The sequence below is a fragment of the Sphaerospermopsis aphanizomenoides BCCUSP55 genome (genome assembly GCF_001586785.1).
GTDB lineage: Bacteria > Cyanobacteriota > Cyanobacteriia > Cyanobacteriales > Nostocaceae > Sphaerospermopsis_A > Sphaerospermopsis_A aphanizomenoides_A.
The window spans coordinates 20,268-46,474 of the sequence record NZ_LUFH02000046.1; the positions used below are offsets into that span (position 1 = coordinate 20,268).

Below are 26,207 nucleotides of genomic sequence, written 5' to 3' on the forward strand. Positions count from 1 at the left end.
GTAAGTTGTCCAAACAAGATTGGATTTATGAAATTGACAGACTGGCCTATTTTAGCTAACCAAAATACGGCAATTGTAGCTGTGGAATATCATACCCCTGACAGAATGCAGATTTTACAGCATTTTTACCATTGGGGTGAGGAGAGGTCTTTGTCAGTTTTTTTTTGGAATCCCGGTTACTGTGAACTACAGCAATTAATTCAGCATCAATGTCAGTATATTTTACAGCCAATTGACAGGGGTAAAAACCAGGATATTCTTGAGTATCTTTTGACAGATTATCAACCAGGTATTTATTTATTGGAAGGGATGCTACAGGAAGATGAAAATAGCAAAATTAGTCAAAAACTGAGTTATCAAATACTTAATGTTTATCATCAAGCTTTGTGGAGTCAGCAAGATATTTACTTTGTATTATTAGAAACTTATGTTCAACTACCTTTAGAATTACAGCCTTTCATTCCGGTGCTGTCTTATCCACTGCCAGACCAAGAGCAGGTACAACTGATTGTACAGCAGTTTTTTGATTGTTGTTCGCATTCGGTTTTAAATACACATTCAAATTTAGATACGCATTCAGATTTAGATACGCATTCAGATTTAGATACACATTCAGTTTTAGATACGCATTCAGTTTTAGATCCACATTCGGTTTTAGATAATAGTCATTCTTCATCAAATACAGTTTCAAGTTTTAACGGGAGTAATGCCAATTTTCAAGTTTCAAGAAACCAAACAATGCAAATGCTTATTCGTGCTTGTCAGGGTTTACCTGTAGGTGAAATCAGAATGCTACTAAAGCAAAGTTTAGGTTTTACAGAGCAACTTGAGAACATCGCTCAATTAGTTCTAGATCATAAAGTTAACAAATTAAAGGGACGGGGTTTAGAGTATATTGCCCAACCTGATATACCTTCAGCCGGGGGTTTAGATTTACTCTCAAAAAGGTTAGAAACTATTACTTGTTTACTACAACCAGAAGCACAAAAATATAACTTGAAGTTTCCCACAGGAATGCTGTTATGGGGACCACCAGGAACAGGTAAAAGTTTATCTGCCAAGTTAGCAGCTAAGAAAATGGGTTTGCCATTGTTAGCAGCTAATTGGGGTGTACTATTGGGTAATCCTCATCCTGACCGAGCTTTAAAGGAATTTATCGCTTTGGTAACATCCCTTGCTCCCTGCGTTCTCTACTGGGATGATTTTGATAAGGGTTTTGCTGGCTGGGACTCAAATGCAGATGGAGGTGTAGCAAGGCGTTTATCTGCGGCTTTGTTAACTTGGATGCAGGAACATCAAGAGCCTGTTTATACTGTTGCTACTATTAACCGTTTGGAAATGCTACCTGCGGAATTGGTGCGTCGTTTTGATGATGTGTTTTTTGTAGATTTACCCCATGAGGGGGCAAGATACGAAGTTTTCAATTTGCATTTAGCTAAGTATTTTCCAGCTTTCCGAGGTAATGATTCGCCTTGGAGTGATGAGCAATGGCGCAGGTTGTTAACTGAGTATAGGATTTGTACTCCCGCAGAAATTGGTAATGCTGTACGTCGTTGTGCTGAGAGGGCTTTTGCTCAAGGTAAACCGGGGCAAATTGATTTTGAGGATTTGTTGCAGCAGCGATCGCATTTTACCCCGGCTATGGAACGAGAATCTGAACAAATGCAAGCTATTCGCAATCAGGCTATTTACGCTCAACCTGTATCAAGTGAGGATTTTTCTCGGTTTGCTTATCAACATCGGGAGTTATTTGAATAAGCTGATTGTGTGCCTTTAGATTGAGTGTTGTAGAGGATGGTTAATAATTTTATTTGTGGAGTAGCCAAAATTAATCTAAAATCAATCCTCTTGAGAGAGAATTAAATTTAAAATATTCATTTCTTTCGATTGAAATATTTGATTTTCATTAAATAAACTTTTTCCTAATTTATTCATCGCTGAACTATTAAAGACTACATAGGGAATATTTTCATAATTAGAGTCAATTGGCAAAATATTGTATGCTAAAGCAAGTGTATACACATACTTTGCCAAAATATCTCTAAAAGATACATTAGATACTCTCCTTTCATTTTCAAAATAATCTTCTAAAGCTGGAAATGAGATAAATGTCTGTATAGGCAAGGCGTAATAACGGTCTGATGAACGTGAAGTCTGACTTAGTTTTTGAGAACGTTCTAACTCACTAAAAAGTGTTCTTGCTAAGTCTATTAGGGAATAAGCAGCACTAGTAATTTGTTTTGGATACCTCCCAGATTTGACCAAAAATCCAAGTTTATTGATAAAGTCTTCATTTCGCTCTGGGTCAATAATCTTTTCTAAATCGATATAATTGGTTTCCTTTACCAACTTTTCTGATAACGGTACAATTAGCAAACTTCCTCTAACATATGTTGGCTCAATTGGTGAGAGACTAAGTAATTTATCAAGACTAGTCTCCATTTGTGATAAAACGTGAAAGCCTATTGAAAAATAGGATACTTCTTGATTTTCCGAGAATGATTCTTTTTGAGAATAAGGAATAATTTCAGTTTTTTGAACAGAAAGCAATTCATATAAAGTATGTTCGATATCTTGTAACAAGCTATCTTCAGGTTGCTTTTTAAACTCCTTACGGATTTCCCTTAATAAAGTAGCCAATGAGCCAATAAATGTTTCTCCTGCTTGGCTAATTGATTTACCACCGATAGGAATAATAACATATCGCTCTCTGCCTATTTGTCCTGAACCCAAAATTCTGGTCATAATAGAGGCTTTGAGAATAATCAGAATGTTTAGTACATTCAAGCAAGCTTCTTGCAATGAAAGATTTGCAAGTTTTTCCGATTCATCAGCACTTAAACGGTTTCCGTCCTCATCAATTTTTTTAGGGTAATATATTGCTTTATCAGATAAGTAAAAAGTCAAAAATTTCTCACCTTTATCTAGTTCACCTCCTCTTCCTCGGTAAATTACTTGTATTATTTCCATCAAGTTTTGTTCAATTTGAAAACCTGGAATCTGTACCAGAATATGTTTAGTCTTGGGGAAAGACAAGCCACGAGATGCTGAAGCAGTCATAAAGACTACTTTTATTTGTTCTTGATTTTGATATCTCTGAATCTCAGCTTCTTCCCTATCTGACAAACTAGCGTGTATTTCCAGATACTCTTGATATAGCTTAAAGCTCGGTCTTTCTTTGGAAATGTTGCTAATTAATTGCTTAAGGCTATCCTTATTTTGAATATAAACTATAATTTGACCCTCATCGGCTTTCAGTAGCTGCAAAATATCACTTTTTATTTTTTCAGCAACATTAGCATCTAACTTTAGATTGTCATCGGCAACTTTTTCTGAGTTTAATGATTGTATAAACACTTCATAATTAATGGTCAGCTTTTCAGCAGGATAGGAATTTGCATTAATTAGAGTTGCAGGCTGACGTAAAAATTCAAATTCTTCAATTGATAAACATTGACCCATAGAATCTGCAACTTGCCTAACAAATATTTTGTCCCCTTGAACCTGGTTGTTAGCAAGATGACTGTTAACTACGTCTTGTATTGTCAGTGATGCGTCAGCAGTAATGACTTTAACATTAAAGCCATATTCAGGATTTAATAAATCATATTCTTCAATAAACTCTAAAATCCCATGCAAAAAAGCTACTCCTTCTTGGGAACCTGTAATTTCATCAATCATAATGAAAATATTTTTCATCCGACTAGCGATTGCTTTCATTCGGTTTTTGATAATTCCAGGTGGCTTGCTTGAGGAATTATAAGCACTGCTAAATATTCTGCTGAAATGCTTTAAAGTATTACCGTAGCGAGTTTCTTTAAGTGATTGAATTGACGCAGTAGCAACAATATTGTTAGGTAAATCCAGATTAATAATACAGGTATGAATCGCTTCACATAAACTTGCTAATACTCCAACTTTGTTACGTCTCTCCACTTGTATCAAGTTATCTGCATATCTAACCAAATCACTTGAAAGCTCAAATGGGTTGTCTTTTAAAGTATTAGCATCTAAGAATTGAACCTGTCCTATTGAATGATTTCCGTGAAGTTTATTGCTATGGTATTCAACAGCATAGCGCCCTTTTGCATAATCAATTATTCTTTTGTTTGCATTAATACAAATCAAATTATCGTCAAATAATTTTAGGTCTGGTTTTTCTCTAAACTTCTCGATAATATCCTTGTTTACCTGAATCCGAGGACTGATATATATCAGGAGCGAACCTTCATTTAGCTGTTCAATAATTTGCTCTGCAACTGCTGTAGTTTTACCAATTCCGGGATTCCCGGTTAAAAACAGAAATGCTATTCTAGAATCTGCCAGCGCCCGATGTATTAACTCTGCATGAGCATCTCTGAATTTTGTTTCTGTTAGTTGTAGGGATTGCTTTACTGATTCAGGTACAATACCAGCAGTATTAAAGAAGTGTTTTCCCGCCTCAAATACCTCAGTATTATGGATGTAGCTAATTGTATCCTTTCTTGCTTCAACTATATCTGTAACGAACCTTCTACCATCCTGAAAGTTTCTAGCCGCATTGCTTTTAATCACTTCAAGTACTTTGCTGCGGCTCTCATTAATATCTTTGAAACTTTTATCTTTGTAGATTTTGTAACAAGTTTTTAATATTTCTAGGCTATCTTGACCATCATCTTTTTCTTTAGTGAGGGTAATACCGTTAATCATCCTGTCACTATACCCAAAACAGTTAAACTTAACTGGATCTGTGTCGGATATTTTACCTGATGCCTGTAAAAATTTATAAAAGCTCCAGGCGTAACTACAGGCTTGGATAACCTTAACAGCTTCTTTATCTTTCGTCTTGAAAGCAGAGAAGTATTGCACCAATTCCTTGGAGTAAATCTCGTTAAGCTTATTGTCCTTGTCGCTACTATTACCAGTATCTATACCAAGTCCACAAAAGCTAGATTTGGAGCGCACATAGTTCAACTCGGTACGCAATGAATCTTGTAAAGTTTGGATATTATTTAAGTCAGTTACAGAATGAATAGCTGAAGTGGTAAAGGTGGATAAGTCTACAGCCAAGATTCGATATTTACCAAAATACCGAGTCAATAACAGGGTATCAGCTTTGAGAAATTCACCAGTCTCTTTGTAGCGAGTGATATCTACATTTTCAAATCCCTGGCGCTCCAAAATTTCTTTGTAGCAAACTAGTTCATCTCTGTCTAAAATACCAAAGGAGTTGTCGCCGTAGAAGCCACACTGAAAATAAAGAATTTCTATTTTGCTTTTACTAAGCCAGCCAGTTGCTTCTATATACTCTCGAATAAAGCTATAGCCTGAAGTCCAGCCTTTTTGGATAAATAACTTTACCCAGTCTCCTATAATTTCTTTATGAGATTTATCTATGTAATTCTTGGTAATAGCTTGTTGTATTTTATGTAAATATAAACTACTTAACGGTTTTAGATAAACATCGCCATAGGATTGTTGAAACTTGGAGTGTTGAAAATAAGTTAGGATGCCGATATTAAAGCTTATTTCAAATACCCGACCTAAATTAATGCCTAAATCATCTGCCATAAAGCGCACTCCTGATGCTAGTCAAAAAGGCTAGGTTATTAAATTTGACGTTTTTATTTGAATATGTGTAAGTAGAGATTGTACCGATACCTTCATCTCCAATTAGCTTACTGTAAGGGTTCAGCTTAAATGCTATATTTCGATTAACTTCGTATCTGGAAAAGTGAAATAAAGTAATGTACTGCACAATAGCTTGTTGCAAAGGTGAATTTTTATCCAGAAGACCTGCCATAATATCTCTGGTATCAGCAACATCATAAATATTTAATAAAGTACTGTAACAAACTACACTGTTAAAAATTGTGCGCTTTTCGTCTACAGAACGTCCTGTAAAAAGGTTAAGGAATACTCTAGTTTGTTGGCTTTTATCTTTAGATAACTTTTCTAATTCTTCAGTATCAGGAATGTAAAAAGAATCAACTGTTCCGCGAGTAAAATTTAGGGCGGGATAAGTATCCATAAATATTGGATACAGCTTAATATTTGGTTTGTCTTGTTTAAGATACTGGACTACACTCTGAGACATAAAGAATAATGAATCTGGGTCGGATTCCAATTTAGTTATACCCAAGCTTCTGCTATATGGAGCCTTAGCTATATAAAGAAAATGTTGATAACCTTGCTGTTAAAGTTTGCTATTATCATCTCTAATATTCTCTGGCGCTGTATATATTTTCGAGTGTGGTGGATTATCAGCACACGTTTTGATAGTTTCACTTTTTATTGCGGTATCAGATACCGTATTAATGACAATAACTTCCCCACAGATATTAGAAAATCTGGCTGTTTTGTCTTTCTCATCCCAAACAGCATCACTTAACCAGCTTGAAACTACTATGATTGCTAGTTTATCCAGTTGTGGTTGATAACCTCCTTTAAACTCAAAAGTTTTGGGGACTAAACCGTACATTGATGACAAAGCATTTCTTACACGGAAATCAAAACCTGTAAGCTTATTTTTATTTTGTTTTTTTTGTGATTTATGCTCTTCATAATCTTTAACGTTAATTCCTTGAGCATCAGCAAGACAATCTCTGCGTAAAATATGTGCTAATGCTTTCGATAAAGAGTTGAGAAACACTTCATCTTCTGTAGTATCGGTTTCATCTTTTATATGAAACCTAAATATAGGAATAAACAATTTTTCTTTTTGCTGAATATTAAGGTTTATTGCCTCTCGGCAGACACTAATGCACAAGTAACTTAGTAAAGTAAATACTTGCCGATATATTCTTGCTGCGGGCGATTGGCTATTTTTAAATATTATTTCTCTTACTTCCTTAATTTTATAATAAATAACAATAATATTTTGCTTTTCAAAGTAATCGTTATAAATTGGGTGACTTATGTATTTTATTTTCTCTACAGTTTCACCTGTCTCGTTTGTAGATTGAATTTTTTTCTCTCCAATAGGTGAAAATATTACTGGTAAAGTTTTAATTCCTGTGGTGTCATATTTCATAGAAAAATTTGGTTTATTGCGCTCTGTGAAATAGCGGACATCATCAAAAGTAAAAGTGACAGCCAGTGAAGTAAGAGATTGTAAATTAACAGTAGGTTGCACAACCTCAATATACCCTAAAGCCTCTCTAGCTTTCGCTTTTGCTTGTGATTGGTTTTCTTGGATTAAATCTATTTTAAAAAAATTCCGAGACTTGAGAATTTTTGCAGCATTTTTGTTGAGAATAGCTGTGTTAATACATAGTTGAACTGATTTGGATAAAGAAGGCAATCTTTCTTTCTTTTCAAGAAAAGTTTTTAGCAGATTTTTTAAAGATGCTAGCTTCTGTCTAACTCTCCAGCCATCCTGATTCAATATTAAATTTCTGATGTTGCATAACACATTCTTCGCTTCTTCATCAGAAGCACCTGGTTTCAATTTGTTTAAAACATCTGTCTCAAACTTGGGAATAGGGTTATAATCCTTATCAGCTACTTTGCCATCTTCATCGACCGCAAAAATAAAATAGTAGAGACAAGCAATAATTAAAACCTTTGTTTTAAAGTTTTTAGATTTAACTGGATCTTGCAATTGCTTTTGATGCCGCTGACTGTTAGGGTCAAGTTCAGTCATATAGTAATCAAGTACAGATTTTTCATCATAAGCATTTACGGAACCATTCAGCTTTAGCCTCAACCCCAAATTAAATTCTTTAATGTCTTTTTCTTTATCTATGCTTTCCCCTATCACTCCTTCATACTCAGGGACGACAGGCAACTTATCAAAAGCATCTGCTTGAGAAAAAGCTGTTCTAAGATTTATCGCTTGTTCCAATAAATAACTAACTTCAAAATGTGTATTATCTAAATTTTGTCCGTTAATGTAATCTGATAGCAATCTCAACCGATTAATTAAAGTCTCTAAACATTCAAAACCTTCTATGTTAGAGTTACGTATATTAGTTTTTGCACATTCTGCTCTCAAATAATCCAGATAGTCTATTTTGATATCACGTAACAGTCTGGGTAGAGATTCCGTATCTACTATTCTTCTAAGTTCAGTTAGTTCAGACTTTTCTCGTTGTGATATTTCTGTTAAAAGTTCCGTTACTTCTTGCCAATCATCGGTATCAGGAGTAGCTATTTTATCTATATAAAGTCTAAGGCTCTCTAACAACTTATTATCGAACTGCGATATGCCTTCAAATCTGACAATTAAATGATGAGCTTTGATGACTGATTCACTACCTTTGCGCCTCTCTTCAGCCAAACTATTTTCAATAGTTAAGCGTTGGGATGTGAAACTATAAGGTTGGTTAAAAGGATAGTTAAATGGTAAAGATGGCTCATTATCATTAAAATCAGACAATGAGCTACAAATATTTTCTAAGCAAGCTTGGCTTTGATTTTGTCCACAAGCATCATCAAGTTGTTTTCTTAATTCATCTCTAATGGTTTGAATTTTAGAGTAAAACTCTGTGTCTGAAATAAAATTGACAGTTGCAGCTTTAACACCTACTTCTTTGTTTAAAACATTTAGTGATTGCTGGTTTGAATTAATAGCAATTTCATATGCAATTTCATAAGCAGATATCAGTAGTTTATTTTTATCTGAAGATAACTTAAAAATTTTCTTTTTCTGAATTAATTGTATAATTTTGTCAAGCAACGGAATGTAATCTAGTTGTGGTAAGGGGTTTGAATTTTCCTCAAGAGTATGTTTTTATGTCATTGTGTAATCACCTATTAGAGCAAAAATTTAAACTTTCACTTATCCGGTGAATTATAGTATACTTGTACCAAAATAATCAATTGGTAAAAATTAAAAAATTATTGTGTAGTAAGTAGCAGATTTATTGAAGTGGATGTCCATGCTTTGACTGCTTGGCCTGATCAGACAATTTCTTGCTTATGTGTTCCCAGTATTTGGTTTATTTGTTCTACAAGCACATTTGCTCTATGATGCCTGCCACTACACTATCCCACAGCAGTCAATATTTTGTACTCTTATTGCTGATACTGTGGGTTTCATTCATCAAATTTACCATTTATTTCCTCACTTACCTGCGGAATGCGGGCTTGAATAATTTTATCGTCCCTAATCAGTTGAGGGGCTTGACGATGGGGCGGATCGTCTGCTGGACTGGAAGCAATCAATCGCCCCTGTATTCCCGAAAAACTTCTGTAAGGTTTCCTGAACAGCCAATTCCTGCACACATAAGCAGTAGATTTAACCAAGCTTTCTGAGACTGAAAAGATTTATCAGAATTTATGTTAATTATATGACAATTTTTGTCTAAGTACCGCTAACTTACCAAGAATCACCCACACTTATATCCACTACCACAGGCACAGGATTCAGAAACTTTTCAGCCGCAGCAACCATACATCTGTGTAAAATCCTGCTTACCTGTTCAATCTCATTCTCTGGACATTCCAGCACAATCTCATCATGAACAACACAAACTAACCTGGCATTAGTTCTACTTAACGGCTTAACCAGCTTCACCATCGCCAACTTATTAATATCAGCATTTAACCCCTGCACAGGATGATTGAGCATTTCAGCCAACCTTGGTTTATCAGCCCATCTCCGTCTTCTCCCTGCTAAAGTCCGACTTTCTTTCACACCCCGCAAATATGCTTTCTTAATCGTTTCATGCCACTTAGTCACACCAGAATAAGCATCAAAGAACCGCTTTCTAAAAGCCTTCGCTTCATCCAGTGTCATAGTCACACCATACTTAGTTTCAGCATAGATGCGAAGTTTAGCAGCACCCATACCGTAAATAAGTCCAAAATTAATCGCTTTAGCCAGTCTGCGGTCTTCCTCTGTCACCTCCGTGATCAGCTTACCAGTTACCAAAGCAGCAGTCAGTTTGTGTAAATCAGCACCTTGACGGTATGCTTGCCGCATCTTAGCATCGCCACTTAAACGCGCCACAATTCTTAACTCAATTTGCGAATAATCAGCTTTCAGTATTTGATAGTTAGGTGCTGCAATAAAACAACTTCTAGCAGCAGCATCACGGGGAATAGTTTGTAAAGGTGGTTGACGACAGGAAAATCTCCCAGACCTTGCTCCTAATTGATAATAATTAGGATGAATTCTCCCAGTTTTTGGGTGAATATGTTTAGGTAAACTATCAGTAAAAGTGGCAGTAATTTTAGCAAGGTGACGATATTCCAAAAGAGCCTTAATAATAGGATATTGCTCAACTAAAGGCACTAAATCTTTTTGATTAGTTGACTGTACTGGAATACCCATAGCTTGAAAAGCAGCTAAAACTTGTTGGGAAGAATTAGGATTAACAGTATCAGTCAATTCTGGTAACAGAGATAATTGAGATTTGCCCACCAAACGCAATTGTTTGAGTTGTTGAAGTGCATTTATTTTATCAGCTTCTAACTTTGCATCCAACTTATGCCATTGAGATAAATCAAACAACATTCCATTGAGTTCCATTTGGGCAACAACAGGCATACAATGAAATTCCAGTTGGGCAATTTTTAACAATTTCGCCTGTGTTAATTTTCTGACTAAAATCGGGTAAATGTCAAGTAAAATAGCAGCATCTAAAGCAGCATATTGTAATTGTTCTGAAGTCAGAGGTTGATGCCAATTGCTAGTTTGTAAGGTTTTATCTAGTTGGATACGTAACAGCTTACGAGTGACATTTTCTAAAGATGCACTGGTTTTAATGCCAGCATTTAAAACTTGGTAAGCAAGTTGAGTATCAAAGAAACGTCCAGCAATTTGCAGTCCAGCTTGAGTAAGGAATTGCCATTCAAATTTGGCATTATGAGCAATTTTCAAAGCGGAATTACAGAAGAGTTTGTTAAGTAGTAAATGACTAATGTTAGTGCGTTTATCTACAGTATTTTGTTCCACATTATTGCGTTTATAAATAGCTGGTAAATCAATGATAACAACCGGATAATTGGGTGCAGCTATTTGAATTAATCTAATTGTATCAGTTAAAGGGTCGAGTCCTGTAGTTTCACAATCTAAAGCTAGAACTTTTGATTTAAACAAAGGTTTGATAACGCTTTTGAGAGTTGGAATATCTTTAACTACAGTGTATTCTGGGTATTCAGGAGATTTTTGAGAATAGTTCATAAAGTTTATTGATTTGGTTTTTTAGATATGAATATTAAGTAGGTAGGTGGTGAAAAGTGTTATTATGACAAGGCAACATGAAAGAGACTTTCAGAAATTTTAATCTTTGTACTTGGTTTAGTTTTTTGAGCAGACTTACTTAGTTGACATTTGTTTGATAAAAAAAGAGAGATTTATATATAAAATCCCTCTCTTATTTGGTTGATTCAATTAACCAAATTGACGCTGATGCTTGTCTTTCTGTAAAATATGATAAGTTTGGATATTTTTGTCAGAATCATGAATTGCATTAGGAGCTAATTCTTGAATACTTGTTTGAACAATTTCTGGTGCGATTTCTAAACGATTTTTGATTTGTGCTTGCAACCAAGCTAAAGGAACGTTTTTACCATTGACTTTCTGTTTGATAATTAAGTCAGATTTAGGGTTTGTAGATTTTTTAATGGCACTGGCAATTTTTCTGGCTGTGCGTAAATCAATTTTGTCTATGTCAACAGTAATTGAATTGTTGACTTCGAGTTCTGATTGTAAAGGAGTGTTATCATTTGATTGATTACTATTGTTATTTTCTGAAGTGTTAGAATTATTAGATTGATTCACTGCTTCACCTTTGATTACATCATCATCTGATACACTTGGTTGATTACCATTGTCATCTTCAAACTTAGTAGAAATAGTAGATTGATTCACTGCTTCAACTTTGGTCAAATCATCATCTAATACACCTAATTGATTACTATTGTCATATTCAAGGTTAGTAGAAATAGTAGATTGATCCTGTTTTTCACCTTTGGTCAAACCATCATCTAATACACCTAATTGATTACCATTGTTATGTTCAATATTGGCAGAACTATGAACAACAGAATTATAATCAGCAGATGGATGACAATTTTCTTTTTCAAGATGAAGATTGGTATTGATTGTTTCACAAAATTCAATGTTTGATTGTTCAGATGTATTATTGGTAGTACCAACTTCAATTTGAGCAGATACTTCATGCCATAAATGCACTAATCCCCATCCAAAGTCAACAAGCATTACAGTAGTAAACGAGGCTGTAATTATCAGGCTTAGATAATTTAAAACTTCTTGAGTCTGTTGAATATTCATGGTGATTCAATTGAGATTCGATTATCAAAAACAACGAAGCAATAGCTTCCTTTTTACTTTCTTTAAACTTTCAAAATTTAATGATTATTGTCAATAATTCACAATCCAATTAATAATTGACTTCTCCCTTACTCGTAATAAGATGGGAAATAAGATTTTTACCAATAAAGGAGAAATAAAGGAGAGGTGAAAAACCTTGAATTAAAAATTGTCAATTAATTACAACACTTTCCGATGTCATGAGATACACTTTATTTTAAGACAGAAGTTAGAATCCAAAAACCAAGAAGATGAGACTGTATCTCATAACAAATGAATCTGCTGTATGAATTGTAAATTGTGAATTATTAATTGATAATACCTGTATCCTCAGTTGAAAATCAAAATTTAGAAACTGAGGATTTTTGGTAACTTTAAAACAAATTCATTTGTACAGATGAACTGGCTGAAGTTTCAACAGGATGAGTATTTTCAAGTGAGTCTAATTTAGACTTAGAATTAACACGACGTTTACCCCATCCTTGCTGTGCTGCGTGTTTAACTATGCTGCGTCGAATTGATTGACTAATATCGTGAAAATCATTCTTTACCTGCTGAAAATGAATAATGGATTTACTGCCACTATTACTGGTATTTCCATCAATAAATTCATAAAAACTCTGGCAATCTTTAGGTAATTTATTGTATTTAGTCAAAACTTCATTACCTACCCAAAGATAAAGGTTAGCGTAATCTCGATGTAAAGGTGCATCGTAAGTTGCTGGCATCATATAGGTGAGAACTTCTGTAGCTGTGGCATATTCACCAACTTGATTTTTTTTGTATTCATTACAAATCAGTTCTAACCTGTCTTGAATACAAGCAAACTTCAACCATTGAGGAATAGTATCACTCCAAGCATTGCCATAAATAACCAATGGACCTGCTAGGTAACGAATATGGTGTATAGAAAATTCGGCTATTTCTAATAAAGTTGCTAACAATTCTTTAGGAGTATCTAAACTGGCCAGAATTTTCAGCATTTTCAATGTATTATCTGGCAATTTAGCATTTTTATGATTCTTTAATTCCGTCACTACTTCCGCAGGAATCAAGTTTAGTTGTTCCATTTGTCTTCTCGATATGAGCGCATCACCAAAAATAGCCAATCGGCTAATAAATAATTAGCCAATCGGTTATTGCTATTACTCACTTAATTTTTTATGCTGGTATTAATTAGTTGATAGTTGATAATTTTTTGATTCAAGGGGTTAAACCTCTCCTTTCAAGAGTCCCTATTTTTCAATCTTCTCACGAAGGAGGAAGAGGTAATTCAATACTACTCGGTTAAGCATTTTTGGGCATCACAAATAACAATATTTCAAGGGTTTCAGCCTTATTTATTTCGTAAACCGAGCAGTATTGAAAGGTAATTATCAATTATCCATTGTTAATTGTCCATTATTGAATGGTATTGTTGTTCAGGTAATAGCGATGAATCAAAAACACGCATTAAATCAAAATTTTGAAGAAAATAATCAGGTAAAGTCTGTTAATGGTTATCAGTCGCCGGGTTATAGTATTGATGAATCTGATGATGAGGATAATAGTAATCCTTGGGAAACAAACATATTTGAAGATGGCTATCAAGAAAATGTTTTTGAAATCAACTTTGGCGATACAGCATATACAGAATCATCTGTAAATCCCAATCCCAAATTACCAGGATATGGTTCTAGTTTGGGTTATAAATCCAATAAAAATCAGCAGTCAACATCACCAGAACTAGAGTTGTAGCCCTGGCTTTTACTCCAACGTATACCTCAAAAGCAGCAATAAAATTTTGTTGCACTTTTAAAACGAAGTCCCTGTTAATTAGAGTTCAGTTTCCATAGAAATAATTCGTAATTAGTAATTCATATTAATGTGATGCGAAAGCAAACTACATAATTGCGATTATGGTGGATTATTTGATTGCGAATTATTAGTTATCTAAGAAAAGCAGAGGTTTTTTATGTTAATTTGAGGGTTTGTATGTAAGTTTTTCGACATCTACAGCACTTTTGCAGTAAGTGAGGTACACTAATTTCAGAAGGTAGTTATAACGCCTAAAGTTCATCATTTATTGTACCTTATCAATCTCGATTTTGCTGTATATACTCTACCAATTTGGTTGAAGAATTTTTAAAATCAAAGATTTAATAGTTTCCAATTAAAGGAAGTAGAATCTTCCTGTAATTCCCTTCTGCTTTCGTACTTCTGCCTTCTTTCTTTATTGTGTGCTGTTTTCAACCAAAAATTATGAACATTACCAAAAAATGGATATTTGTTCTAGTTGTCATCACTTTCATTATCTACAATGTCACCGTGCAAGCTGCCAATAATAAATATGAAAATGGCAATTTACCTACTAGAATTGTAGAAGTTACCAATGCTCAATCTCGATTACCTACCAACAAACTTTTACTACCAGACTGGAAGCAAATTTCTCTTAGTCAACTACCAGGAATCAATCAATCTGGTGCAATTGATGGTAGTCCCTATAATCAAATATTAGGTTATGACTTGAGTCGAACTTGGAATATAGGAATGACTCCCGATGAATATTTGAAGTTAGGAGATATCAGTGAAGCATTGCAAGCAGAACAATTTTCTTTACAAGCTATTGCAGATATTACATCTACTGATTTGAACAACATCGCTTTGAGCGAATTTCCTCTAATTGAAGAACAAACATTGAGTCATTTAGCTAAAGTTGTTCCTCAACTAGCTCAAACACCAGTCAAAGATATTCAACCTGTTGCTGCTTTACTACAAACCAAGGGAATTAACCCAGCAAATTTAACATTATCTCAGGTAATTAAACAGTACCAAATTGGACAACTGCAACTGCAAGAAATTGAACTGTCAAAGTTTTCCCTGACTTCAATTCCCAATTTAGAAACAGTACCAATTCAAAATTTAACCAATTGGATGAATAGTTTTGTAAAAAACATTCCTGGACTGGGACAAGTACCTTTAGGATTGATGCCTAATCCTATCATTGAAATTGGTAATTTAGTCATGCGAATTGATGCAGTTTATGGAACAGCAGAAAATCACCGTCAACACACCATTTCTGGTTCTGACGTACAAGGTTTTTCTGTACCCTGTACCCAAAAAGACTGTGCTTACGTAGAACTGGATAATTTGGAAAACATAGGAAAGAGCGATCGCTCATCTTTAGAAGGTAAGCAATGGATATCCGGTAAATACCAGGAAGTTGAGGGAGGTTGGGGGATACTCAAAGCAGTTAACAATGGACGAGAACCAACCGGACGTTTACCCTTTGGGAAAGCGTTTAAAGTGGTGGTAATGGAAGCAGATGAAACCACAGATACAGTAGATACTGCTTTATATTTTCGCTTCTGTGCTTGGAGGATGGGTTGCACACCTTATTTTATCGGTCCAATTCCGTTTTTCAGTTATAAGGTGAATGCGCTGATGTTTGTAGGTAATTTGGATAATGGGAATGAACAGAGTATAAATACTACTTCTACACCAACAGGTGCAACAAGAGAAATAAGAAATAATCCTAATCAAAATAGCACAAATAGTCAAATTAATCCTTGCACATTTACCAGCATTAATCGTTCAATTACAGGTCAATCTTTTGATGGTGTTAATTTGCAAATGTTGGGAAATGCAATTGCTGAAATTGAAAGTGCTGGTAGTGGAGATTATCAAGCAGTTGGTGTGTATACCTGTGCGGATAATGGTTTAAATTGTGGTCGAGGACTGGGACGTTATCAGTTCATGAGTTATAACCCCTATGCAGTAAATTTGATAGTTGGTAAACCGGGAGGAGAAGAATTTCTTAATCAGGTAAGACAAGGTTATCAACCTACTGAAGCTGAATTATTTGAGTTTTTTCCTCCTGCGGATCAGGATAAGGCATTTATGGCTGATATTGCTAATAAAATTCAAGTAACTCAAGGTGAAATTGACCCTATTACTGGACAATTATTTACTGGTGAACGACTGATTGAACGAGTAGCGCAAAAGCATTTTGGTGGTGATAATAGCAAAGTTGATGCAAATAGTTCCGATGCTTTTGGTCGTCTTAGTCTTCAAGATTATGGCAGAACTGTTTTAGCTTTGTATAGTACTAATAACAGCGATAATGGAACTTTGACTTGTATTCCTAGTTTAACTTCGAGATACATTAATGATAATTAAAGCATTGGTAATTAGATTATGAAATACAGCATAAGTCAGTATTTACGAATCATAAAATCAAGACGCTTAATATTTAATATCGTAGCTTTATTGATTGCTTTAAAAAAGGTGATTTTTAAGCATCCAGCCGTTAACTAACAGTTAATATCTACGCGAGCAACAAAATGTATTAAAAAACAAATACTCCGGCTTTTTATGTCTCTCATCAACTCTTTTTTAATGGTGTAAAATTATGTTTTATAACCAACTTGTCTATCTATATTTGTAAGCTGTTAGCGTAGCCATTAACTGATTACTGATGGCTGAATACTTACGGTGATTTTGTATTGAGTAAGGTGGTTTATATGACTAATTCATCTAGCAAATCTATATCTTCAGAACCAAACAAAAAGCAAAAACCTGATAGTAATTTGCATTCAGAAAAGGGATTTGAGCAAGCAATAGCAGAAAAAGAAGATGTTTCTTTATCAGCTTCTTTTACTCAGTCTACACCACTTAAAACAACAGCATATCAATTACCAGAACCTTCTATGAGAATACGTTACGGAGTGCATTGGTTTCGCATTGGTTTCAGTATATTTTTGCTGCTTTCTATGATTTTGAGTTTGGTAGGGTGTAGTTTAAATGCTGCAACTGTGAATTGGAAAAAAGCGGTTGATGTTGTTTCTACTCCTGTTTTAGAACAAGTGATTAGAGACAATACAGAATTAAATACCAAAGCTGCTGCTGAAAATATACTGGTTTGGGATGTGGGAGTAAAAGATGGGAATTTCAGACTTTTTAATTTTAATACTCCAGAAGTTTGTGGTGCTTTGGGTTGTCTGTATGCTGGTTATTGGTTTAAACAAAATCAACTTACACAGGTATTTTTGAGTTATCTAAATCCAAGTTTACCACCAGGAAAGCAATTATCATTCGTAGGAGAAACAACGAATCAATCTTTACCTTGTATTAAGGTACTGCAAGCAGAAAAACAGCAGTTACGGCAATTAAATTACTGTTTTAATGGTAATCGTTATCAAGTTGCAGATAGTCAACTTTTGGCTACTATGAATAAATCAGCTAAATAACAGTTTTTATTATTCAATAAACCACGTCTATGTCTGGGTTTTATAACTAGAAATCTACCATAGTGTTTGACTACAGTAGATTTTCTATTCAAAACAGATGATTCAATAGCATTAAACTACTCATCATCGTCTTCAAAAACGAGATCATCATCGTCCAACTCGTTTTCTAAATCATCATCTTCATCCAGGAAATCATCATCATCTTCAACCACTTGAATTTTCCGGGGTGGTTTAGTTGCAGTTTTGGATTTACGGACAGTTTGAGTTTTGCTTTTATTCTTGTTTGGTGGTAGCACTTCCACCTCTACAGAAGTTGATTCTCCTGGTAAAGCAGGTAAAGATTGTGGTTCATTGAAACCAGCGATCGCATCATGTTGTTGCCAAACTAAACTTTTAGCAGCGGGTTTACCTAAATACAGTTGTGGGAAATTTTCAACTGTGGGTTTGGTGTAAGCTACAGTTTTACAACAATTATGTTTATTCTTACCTTCACCTTCTTTAACTGCTTTAAACTCAACTTCCAGCACACCTAAACTGCGCCATTTATCACTTTTACCGCTAAATGGTACTTGGAAATAATCAGCAAAGGTTTTTTCTAAGGAACGATAAAACTCCTCACGTACTGATTTAAAACTCCAAAGAGCCACATTTTTAAATCGGACTACAATAGGAGTAGTATGTAATGGTTTGTTTTTGTCATCCAGAAACATAATTGCGTGTTCTGAACAGACATCCATTGTTCTTTTATCCAGACTATTTCTGTAGTCATCATAAAGTCCAACAAACGAACCACCCACATCTTCCACATCTGATTTATAGCGGATATATTCTGGTGCAAAAGCTAAAACCAGTAACCGACCTTCAGTAATTAATAATCCGGTAACATCTTCAGTTAAAGTGACAGTAGTTAAGTCATCTTCTGTTGGCATTTCTATCCAACCAGCTTTTTCTAATTGGTCTTCTGGAATCAAAAGTCCAGCAGGTTTATCGTTAACAACAATGCCATAGGGAAGAAGTGGTTTACGAACTTGGTTATAATTATCATCAAATAGTTCTGGGTCTATTTCAAATTCTTCTCCTTCAAAGTCATAAGCATCCGTGTCATTTGGTTTAGCTTTTGAAGTTTTAGGTTGAGAAGCAGTGGTTTTTGTGCTAGATTGATTAGGGCGATGAGAGTTGTTTGTAGCTCTTGATTTAACCATTGGATTGTATAAATAGGATTGTCCAATGTCTGAGGCGTTAGCCTCAAAATTTAGTTCTTTATTGTTAATTTATAGTGTGTGATTTCAAGCATAATATTGCCGCAACGGCAAGGTGATGGTTGAAAATAGCAACGGCAAGATGATGGTTGAAAAATAGATGCAATTAAATCTTTAACTCAACAATCATTCAAGCTGGGTGAAACCGAAAAATTTTTATCAATGCTGAAAAATTACGGCAACATCAAGTTAGAAAATTCTCATTGCGGCAAGGTTATGGTTGAAATGGATGTTGTCAGTGCCATTAAACTCATGTCATCATGAACCTTATGGCAACTAATGTGGCAAGGTTATGGTTGAAAAGACGGCAATTTTTTTGCCTGAAATCATAGATCATTATGGATTTATTTAAAACATATAATATTTCTTACAAATTCACTTTTTAATGTGAAAATATTAAGTAGAACCAACAAATTAAAGTAGAGAAACTGAGATTGAAATAACTATTCTTAGTGTAGCGTTTTATGAACAAAAATGAAATTAATGCGAATTACGATGAATCCTGGAAAGAAGCATTAAACAATTATTTTGATAGTTTTCTATCATTCTTCTTTCCTGGGGTTTATGAAGCAATTGACTGGACACAAAAACCTGAATCACTTGATAAAGAACTGCAAGAAATTACTGGGTTATCAGAAACAGAAACAAGAATTGCAGATAAACTTTACAAAGTGTGGCTATTGGACAAACAACAGATATGGATTTTAATTCATATTGAAGTCCAAAGTCATTATGACGCGAATTTTGCACAACGGATGTACATTTATAATTACCGTGCCTTTGATCTTTACCATCAATTTGTCGTGGGTTTAGCAATTTTAGGAGACACAAGTTCCACTTGGCGACCAAACAGTTATCATCAAGCTATGTTGGATTGCGAATTAAGTTTGAAGTTCCCCATTGCCAAACTTCTAGACTATGAATCACGGTGGACTGAATTAGAAGCCAGCAATAATCCCTTTGCTATCATAGTAATGGCACATTTAAAAACCAAAGCAACCACTGGTAATTTATCAGAACGGGAACAATGGAAATGGGTATTAATTAGAGGACTTTATGAGCGTGGCTTGACAAGAGAACAAATTGTTAAACTCTTCAAAATCATTGATAGAATGATGACATTACCAAAAGAATTGCAACGAGGATTAGTAACTAAAATCAAACATTTAGAGGAGGAAAAGAAAATGCCATTCATTAGTCCCACAGAAGAACTTGCAATGGAACGGGGTGAACAAAAAGGAATACAACAGGGAATACAACGAGAACAGCAACTCATTATCCGACTATTAAATCGGCGCGTTGGCGAAATTGAATCATCATTAATTGATACAATTCGTATCTTAGACATTGACCAATTAGAATCACTAGGTGAAGCACTCTTAGATTTTTCCTCTGTGACTGATTTAGAACAATGGTTACAAAATAAACCAGAGTCTTAGATTAAGCAAGAACCCCACTTTTTATGAACTACTGTGGGGTAACATTGACAAAAAAATCATCCCTAAAAAAATACTTGTGTCAGTAGAGAAATATCACCCTGACAATTTGGTAAGTAACATTGACAAAAAAATCATCCCTAAAAAAAATATCCAAAAGGTCAATACCCGAACTGTACCGTGATCACTAAAATTGCTGGTAAACCCACACGCAACTGCCATGAACCCTTACCAGCAAAACTTACCAAACCACCATTTCACCACTCAAACAGCACTAACTAACCTACCATCCTACCAACCGACACTAGCCAGTATTGACTTCAGTAAATTCCTGCAACAGTACAACAACCCCCAAGGCTGGACAATGATAGGTGGACTACTGGTAGTCCTAATTCTGCTGCAAATCAGTGGTACTGGTAAAGGTAAAATCACCACTGGTAAAGTCTGCGGTATCAGTGAAAAACTAGCAGCTACTAACCTCGCACTCAAGCAAATCAAAGAACACAAACACAATAAAGTTACCCTGTGGTCTGGTACACCCCGTTACTGGGCAAAAGGTAAGTGGCGGGGTTTAATGGCTAACCTCCAAACCATGCTGGGTGCTGCACCTACAGTTTGGTTTCCCAACGCTGAACGGGGAACACTGGTAATAGGTGCGCCTGGATCGGGAAAAACTTACTCAACCATTGACCGGATGCTAGAAAGTGCCATGCAGCAAGGGTTTCCGATTATACTTTACGACAAGAAGGGGGACCAAATGCGACTCCACGCACCTTTAGCTGCAAGATATGGCTACAAAGTGCGAGTATTTGCCCCCGGTGAAGCATTTAGCGGTGTTATCAATCCTCTTGATTATATGCGTGATGCACGGGATGGGGTAATGGCTGGGGAAATTGGTCAAGTCATTAACCGCAATGCTGCTAGTGGTGGTAAAAGTGACGAATTCTTTGCTAAAGCTGGGGATTTGTTAGCAAAAGCATTATTACAGTTAGTCAAAGGTTCACCTTACCCAGATATAGCGATGTTGTATGCAGTGTTGCGGTTGCCAAAATTAGTACAACGTCTTGATCATGCAGTACAATCTAAACGCTTAGATGAATGGGTAGCAACTTCGTTTATTCAATTTTTGAGTGCTAAGGACGCAGAAAAGACCGTTTCCGGGATTTTAACCACAGCCGCAGGTACTTTCTCATCTTTTATTCAAGCTGATTTGTTGCGGGCATTCATCGGTAAATCGGATATTCCTACTCAGCTATCGGGTAGAGAAATGGTAGTATTCAAGCTGGATGATGAACGCCGCAGTGTAGTCGGTCCCTTGTTAGCAGCTGCAATGCACTTAATGATTGTCGGTAATTTGAGTCGTCCCCGTAAAGACCCGTTGATTATTTCTTTGGATGAATTACCATCAATTAAGTTAGACCGACTGCCACAATGGATTAATGAATATCGTTCCAATGGTGCTTGCTTTATCTTGGGTATTCAAAGTTTAGAGCAGCTTTACGATATCTATGGCGATAAAATGGGGAGTGCCATTGCCTCGGCTTGTAGTACCCATGTTTTATTTAATCCTGGTAATTACAAAACAGCAGAGGATTACTCAAAACGTTACGGTGAAAAAGAAGTATTAATTAAAAATCGTACCACAGGGCGTTCTTTGGGGGGACAAATGAGCCGTTCCATAAGTTGGAGTGAGAATTTACAAAAAATGCCTGTTATCAGTGCCGATGAAATTCTCAAGTTTCCCCAAGGTAAATGTGTAATTACAAGTCCTGGTTACGGTTCAGGAGGACAAGCATCAATTCCTTATCCTTTAATTATTCCTGTGTCGAAAACAGATGAAAAACGAGCTAAAGAAAGTGAAAATCTTTGGGATAAACAAGTGAGACCTGCGTTAGAAAGTCAAGTGACAATTCCTGATATTAAAATGTTGACACAGGCATTGTATGACCGCATTGAGGAAGCAGGAAGGATGTTGCCATTACCAGAGGAAGATGTGGCGACAGTACAGGAGTCTAATAATCATCAAGAACCTGATGTTTTGGAGAATTTTGTACCACGAGTTTATCAAACTCCAGGGTTACAATGATAGAAAGTTGGTGGATTTTACAAAGCTATAGGACTTTTACAAAACTATAGGATACTTTGCCTATTTTATCAACTTTAATCAAGCAACTCCATATTTGGTGTAAGGACGTTTGTATGGGGGATGCAAGCCTAAAACAATATCTGTAGCTGGAACTCCTCTTTCCACCAACTCTTGAGCAATATCAGCTTCTGTCATATTGTGCTGAATCCAGATTTTGTTGTCTTTAATATCTAAATGAATGTAACAGGCATAAATGCGGTTTAAATCTTCCCAACCAACATCGAGAAGTTGATAATGATCATGTTCTGAATCAAAAATGAGTTGACATTCAATATTTGAATCATTTGGGGTAGCATGGGCGGTTAATAATTCCCGGATAATTTGACGATATTTATCTAGTTTGTCCATGCGATTATCTCCTCTGTATCGGGTTTATATGCTATTATTTTTAAGGCATACTTTGAAATTGCTGCTTGAGTAAAACGCTCCTGAAAAAAAGTATTAAAAATATCAATAGGAACGGCTAAATAGAGGACACGCTCTGGCTCTGTCATTTCCAAGGCAAGGCGATAATTAAGAAACTGACCTAGCGCATTATGAAAATCAGTAATTGCGGAAGTATTGATAAAGCTTTTAACTTCTACCGCAATTTTTTGGTCATCTTTTTCAGCCGCAAATACTTTTTCAGCAGCCAAATCAATTTCTAGTTTAACACGGTCAATCCGAATGATTAATGGGTCGCCTGTAATAGTCCATCCGTCTTTAATTAAAGCTTGCTTAACGGCTTCGTGGAATAAGTCTTTGGCCATACTGAAATATCTACAACTCTTTTCCAATACATAATGTACACACTACACTCTATCCTCTTGCTATGCAAATTTACGAAAGTACCCTACATTTCTTCATACACAACTTGCACAGGTAATTTGAACAGCACCAATACACATTTAGGACAAATATCGTTCGTTATTTGTCAAAAATGCTGTTCTAAACCTCTTTGATAAACTGTTTAAATTCCTCTACAATTATTGGTAAATCATTATCAATTTCTCGTTTTTCTTGTTCCTTAGTTATAGGACGAAACAACCGACGACCACGACTATCAAAACCAATTTTATCTGCAACTGCCATAAAGATAGGATAATCCTCTGCTACTGATAAATTACCACCTTTCCGTTTAAGAATCAAAAAGCTAGTGACAATTCCTAATTCACATTCTACTTGAAAGTTTTCTGGTGGTAACTGAATAGAAGCAATTAACACAGCCATTTCTTCTAATAACCATCTGCGAAAATATGCTTGCTGAGATGAAGAAAGAATTCCATTAGGTAGTAAAACACAGACTATTTCTCCAGGTTGTAATTGTTTTAAACATTGTTCTACAAATAAGCATTCCTGCTCTATTTTGTTTCTCAACTTGGATGTGATAACGTAACTGCCATTTTCTTGTTCTTTCCATTTGTACGCCATTTCAAATCGAGATAGTTCTTGATTAGCAGCAGAATTAATTTGGCAATAAGGAGGATTAGCAAGTGCTATAGTAGGTAAAGAAATTGGTAGAGGTGAATGACTAGCAGAGATTAGAAATAATTGTTTCCAATCATTAATTTCAAATTTCATCAAAATAAACTCCCTTGCAATTGATTTCCTGTATGATTCTTTTCGTATTTGATACCATTAATCACCAAACTATTAGATAGTGAATGCTGAGGTGTTGATGATGTAATTTCATAATTTAAACTTGGTCGGATAAAAGAAACACCGCTACCTGTTAGAGTATTACCAATAACCAAATCTCCACCCAAACTAGGAATAGGTAATGCAAAATAGGGAGCATAAAGCATAAAATTCCAACTTGCTATTTTTATTAGTAGTACATCCCATTCCCAACCTGTTAAACTAATACCATAGTTAGACATTTCCAACGCTAATCTACCTGTACCCATAGCTGGTTCATAAACATGAAAAGGAGGTGCAACAGTAGCACTAGAAACGGCTGTTACAGCCATTGCTTTAGCTGTCCAAATTGGGGTAGGATAAAATTTAGCTTTTGATTTTCCGTAACCTTCAGTAGCTAATAAATGTCCTAAATAATCAAATGGACAGGTGATTAAAAGCTTTAATTCTAATGCTTGAACAAGACGATTTTCTGCACCATTACATCCTTCTGGTTCTGGGGGATTTGTAGTAATGCTAGGATGTCCTAAAGCATAAAGTAAGTAATCTGTGAAGTAGGGAATAAATCGAGAATGACTACCCCAACTTCCTTGAGGAATAGCTTGCAGACAGTTTTTTACCATCTGTAAAGCTTGGGTATTTCCTAAATCTAAAAACTCAGTTTTTAGAATGTCTTTAGGTATTTCCCCTGTTTCCATTGTCCAACGCCATTGTTCCCATCTACCTTGATATTCATCGTCTAATTTAAGTAGTTCTGGTAGTAGCCATCCATGTTCAGAATATTTGAGTTTCATTGGCTTTTATCAATTGATACTTGACAATTGACAATTCTTTCATTCAAGTCCTTTCAAGCTGAGAAAAAATACTCTAACTTCCAGGTAAGGATAGGTAATTGTCAATTGTACATTGTTGAATGTTATATTTGCCAATAAGAGAGGCATTAGCCTCTTAAATTCTGATCTCAGGAATATTGTCTAAATTTATCATTGATGATGTTATTTCCTGATTCACCTGTTTTGATGTTAAATTATTATCTTGAGTTTGACTGAGTAATTTAATTAACCATCTTTCAGTTTGATAATGCAACTTGTTATTCCAATTTATATCTAACCTTTGGGCTGGTTTTACTGGGTCTACTGCTACAATTACAAGTTGTATTTGGTTAGGGTTAACTGAATATTGAACAGTTGTAGTCCACAACTTTACTCGGTCTTGCCAGCTTAATTTAGGATAACGCACCGCCCATTCATAAATTCTGGGAATACCTCGTTTAAATGCTATATTTGTGATACTTTGAATAAAGTAATTTTCATTATTTACTGTCAAAGGTGCAATGACTGGGTTATCAACTAATAACTTCTTGCGTGGGTGAAAAAGTTCGGGCGCAAGTTCCTGTAATTGATTAACTAATTGAGCAATTTGAGGATTAGCATTTAATAAAGGTTGTATAGGAAGTTGTAAAAACAATTGTTTCATCACCAATTGAAAGTTATCTGCTATGATATAATCAAAAGCAGTGTGATTTTGTTGGTGTTTTTGGTTAGGAAATAGAAGCTGTTGCTGTGTTTTGTTAATTTGTTGAATATCAGCAAGGTTAATTATTGGCATAGTCGGGAGAAAATTACATCTCTCCCATGCAGCGTTACGCTGCTACTGTCTTCTCGCTCAAATTTCGTCTTTTATCAAATTAATCCCACTGTTAAATAAATCCTCAATAGTTGCTGAATCTCTAATAATAACGCCTAACTCATCTCTGTATGTTAAACTAGGGTCTGCTCTAAAAGACAAAAAATTAAAGCTAGTGACTATCCCGAATTTATGATCACAAACTAAAATTTTTCGATGAGTATTTTTAACTTTTTCAAATCTTAAATTTTTGTACCGAGTAGATAGTACTTCTAATTTTTTAATTGAGTTAGGATCATTTTGTTGACTTGAACCTTTGATTCCATAAAAAATATAAACCTCTATCTTTCTGCTTAAAGTTGCTTCCAACGTTTCAAAAAATTGTTTATCTACAGCATAGCTTCTAATCCAAGGTGAAACTATCATTACTCTTTGTTTAGCTTCTTTAAAAGCATGAAATAAATAATGCCGATGGTCACAAGTATGAATAATTTCTGAAATCTTACTTTGTGTTTTAATTTGGTCAAGTTGTTGTTTTAGCTTTTTACGTTCTTCTTTAATTGATTGATTTTTAGAATCAGTTAAAAAATCAGGATCGTTAAAGGAGTTAATTTTTACACTAAGTTTTTCTAC

The 26,207-nt window shown here is 35.1% G+C and carries 20 protein-coding genes; 6 read left to right on the forward strand and 14 right to left on the reverse strand.

Going from position 1 to position 26,207, the window contains the following annotated elements:
* The first annotated feature begins 27 nt into the window (after positions 1-27).
* Entirely contained in the window at positions 28-1,758 is a 1,731-nt protein-coding gene (locus A0J48_RS26990) for an ATP-binding protein (RefSeq protein WP_234300908.1), read from the forward strand.
* A gap of 81 nt (positions 1,759-1,839) precedes the next feature.
* Here A0J48_RS26990 and A0J48_RS13410 read toward each other — a convergent pair whose 3' ends face one another.
* The 7 genes from A0J48_RS13410 to A0J48_RS13435 all read right to left on the reverse strand — a co-directional run bounded on the left by A0J48_RS13410 (position 1,840) and on the right by A0J48_RS13435 (position 13,332).
* The gene (locus A0J48_RS13410) at positions 1,840-5,550 is read right to left on the reverse strand and encodes a helicase-related protein (RefSeq protein WP_200323778.1); all 3,711 of its coding nucleotides are present in this window, start codon (positions 5,548-5,550) and stop codon (positions 1,840-1,842) included.
* Complete coding sequence (locus A0J48_RS13415) at positions 5,540-6,076, reverse strand: hypothetical protein (protein WP_200323780.1); 537 nt, start codon at positions 6,074-6,076, stop codon at positions 5,540-5,542. Before A0J48_RS13415 ends, A0J48_RS13410 begins: the two co-directional genes overlap by 11 nt.
* 99 nt (positions 6,077-6,175) lie before the next feature.
* Entirely contained in the window at positions 6,176-8,659 is a 2,484-nt protein-coding gene (locus A0J48_RS13420) for a hypothetical protein (RefSeq protein ID WP_200323782.1), read from the reverse strand.
* 359 nt (positions 8,660-9,018) lie between these two features.
* Positions 9,019-9,147: a hypothetical protein gene (locus A0J48_RS27440; protein ID WP_267910304.1), complete on the reverse strand. Its 129-nt coding sequence runs from the start codon at positions 9,145-9,147 to the stop codon at positions 9,019-9,021.
* 154 nt (positions 9,148-9,301) lie between these two features.
* Complete coding sequence (locus A0J48_RS13425) at positions 9,302-11,110, reverse strand: bifunctional 3'-5' exonuclease/DNA polymerase (RefSeq protein WP_200323785.1); 1,809 nt, start codon at positions 11,108-11,110, stop codon at positions 9,302-9,304.
* Positions 11,111-11,320: 210 nt separating this feature from the next.
* Positions 11,321-12,223 (reverse strand): hypothetical protein, encoded by a 903-nt coding sequence (locus A0J48_RS13430; protein ID WP_200323787.1) that lies wholly within the window; start codon positions 12,221-12,223, stop codon positions 11,321-11,323.
* Positions 12,224-12,636: 413 nt separating this feature from the next.
* Positions 12,637-13,332, reverse strand: coding sequence for a hypothetical protein (locus A0J48_RS13435; protein ID WP_200323788.1), 696 nt, complete (start codon positions 13,330-13,332; stop codon positions 12,637-12,639).
* 364 nt (positions 13,333-13,696) lie between these two features.
* On the opposite strand from A0J48_RS13435, the gene A0J48_RS13440 reads away from it, so the two are divergent.
* The 3 genes from A0J48_RS13440 to A0J48_RS13450 all read left to right on the forward strand — a co-directional run bounded on the left by A0J48_RS13440 (position 13,697) and on the right by A0J48_RS13450 (position 17,490).
* Entirely contained in the window at positions 13,697-13,999 is a 303-nt protein-coding gene (locus tag A0J48_RS13440; protein ID WP_200323790.1) for a hypothetical protein, read from the forward strand.
* A gap of 504 nt (positions 14,000-14,503) precedes the next feature.
* Complete coding sequence (locus A0J48_RS13445; protein ID WP_234300909.1) at positions 14,504-16,420, forward strand: M23 family peptidase; 1,917 nt, start codon at positions 14,504-14,506, stop codon at positions 16,418-16,420.
* 344 nt (positions 16,421-16,764) lie between these two features.
* Positions 16,765-17,490 (forward strand): hypothetical protein, encoded by a 726-nt coding sequence (locus A0J48_RS13450; RefSeq protein ID WP_200323792.1) that lies wholly within the window; start codon positions 16,765-16,767, stop codon positions 17,488-17,490.
* 116 nt (positions 17,491-17,606) lie between these two features.
* On the opposite strand, the gene A0J48_RS13455 is transcribed toward A0J48_RS13450, so the two are convergent.
* Positions 17,607-18,692, reverse strand: coding sequence for a DUF5895 domain-containing protein (locus A0J48_RS13455; RefSeq protein WP_200323794.1), 1,086 nt, complete (start codon positions 18,690-18,692; stop codon positions 17,607-17,609).
* Between the two features lie 521 nt (positions 18,693-19,213).
* On the opposite strand from A0J48_RS13455, the gene A0J48_RS13460 reads away from it, so the two are divergent.
* A complete protein-coding gene (locus tag A0J48_RS13460) occupies positions 19,214-20,188 on the forward strand; it encodes a DUF4351 domain-containing protein (protein ID WP_200323796.1) in 975 nt (324 codons plus the stop codon).
* 217 nt (positions 20,189-20,405) lie between these two features.
* On the forward strand, positions 20,406-22,271 hold the full coding sequence (locus A0J48_RS13465) for a type IV secretory system conjugative DNA transfer family protein (RefSeq protein WP_200323798.1): 1,866 nt from the start codon (positions 20,406-20,408) through the stop codon (positions 22,269-22,271).
* Between the two features lie 78 nt (positions 22,272-22,349).
* Here A0J48_RS13465 and A0J48_RS13470 read toward each other — a convergent pair whose 3' ends face one another.
* The 6 genes from A0J48_RS13470 to A0J48_RS13495 all read right to left on the reverse strand — a co-directional run.
* On the reverse strand, positions 22,350-22,679 hold the full coding sequence (locus tag A0J48_RS13470; RefSeq protein ID WP_200323800.1) for a XisI protein: 330 nt from the start codon (positions 22,677-22,679) through the stop codon (positions 22,350-22,352).
* Positions 22,667-23,080 (reverse strand): element excision factor XisH family protein, encoded by a 414-nt coding sequence (locus A0J48_RS13475; RefSeq protein ID WP_200323802.1) that lies wholly within the window; start codon positions 23,078-23,080, stop codon positions 22,667-22,669. Before A0J48_RS13475 ends, A0J48_RS13470 begins: the two co-directional genes overlap by 13 nt.
* Before the next feature lie 178 nt (positions 23,081-23,258).
* The gene (locus A0J48_RS13480; RefSeq protein WP_200323803.1) at positions 23,259-23,891 is read right to left on the reverse strand and encodes an N-6 DNA methylase; all 633 of its coding nucleotides are present in this window, start codon (positions 23,889-23,891) and stop codon (positions 23,259-23,261) included.
* On the reverse strand, positions 23,891-24,742 hold the full coding sequence (locus tag A0J48_RS13485; protein ID WP_200323805.1) for a hypothetical protein: 852 nt from the start codon (positions 24,740-24,742) through the stop codon (positions 23,891-23,893). Before A0J48_RS13485 ends, A0J48_RS13480 begins: the two co-directional genes overlap by 1 nt.
* 154 nt (positions 24,743-24,896) lie before the next feature.
* The gene (locus A0J48_RS13490) at positions 24,897-25,556 is read right to left on the reverse strand and encodes a hypothetical protein (RefSeq protein WP_200323807.1); all 660 of its coding nucleotides are present in this window, start codon (positions 25,554-25,556) and stop codon (positions 24,897-24,899) included.
* Positions 25,557-25,613: 57 nt separating this feature from the next.
* Positions 25,614-26,207 (reverse strand): phospholipase D-like domain-containing protein (locus tag A0J48_RS13495; protein ID WP_234300910.1); only part of this gene is annotated, 594 nt, incomplete at its 5' end.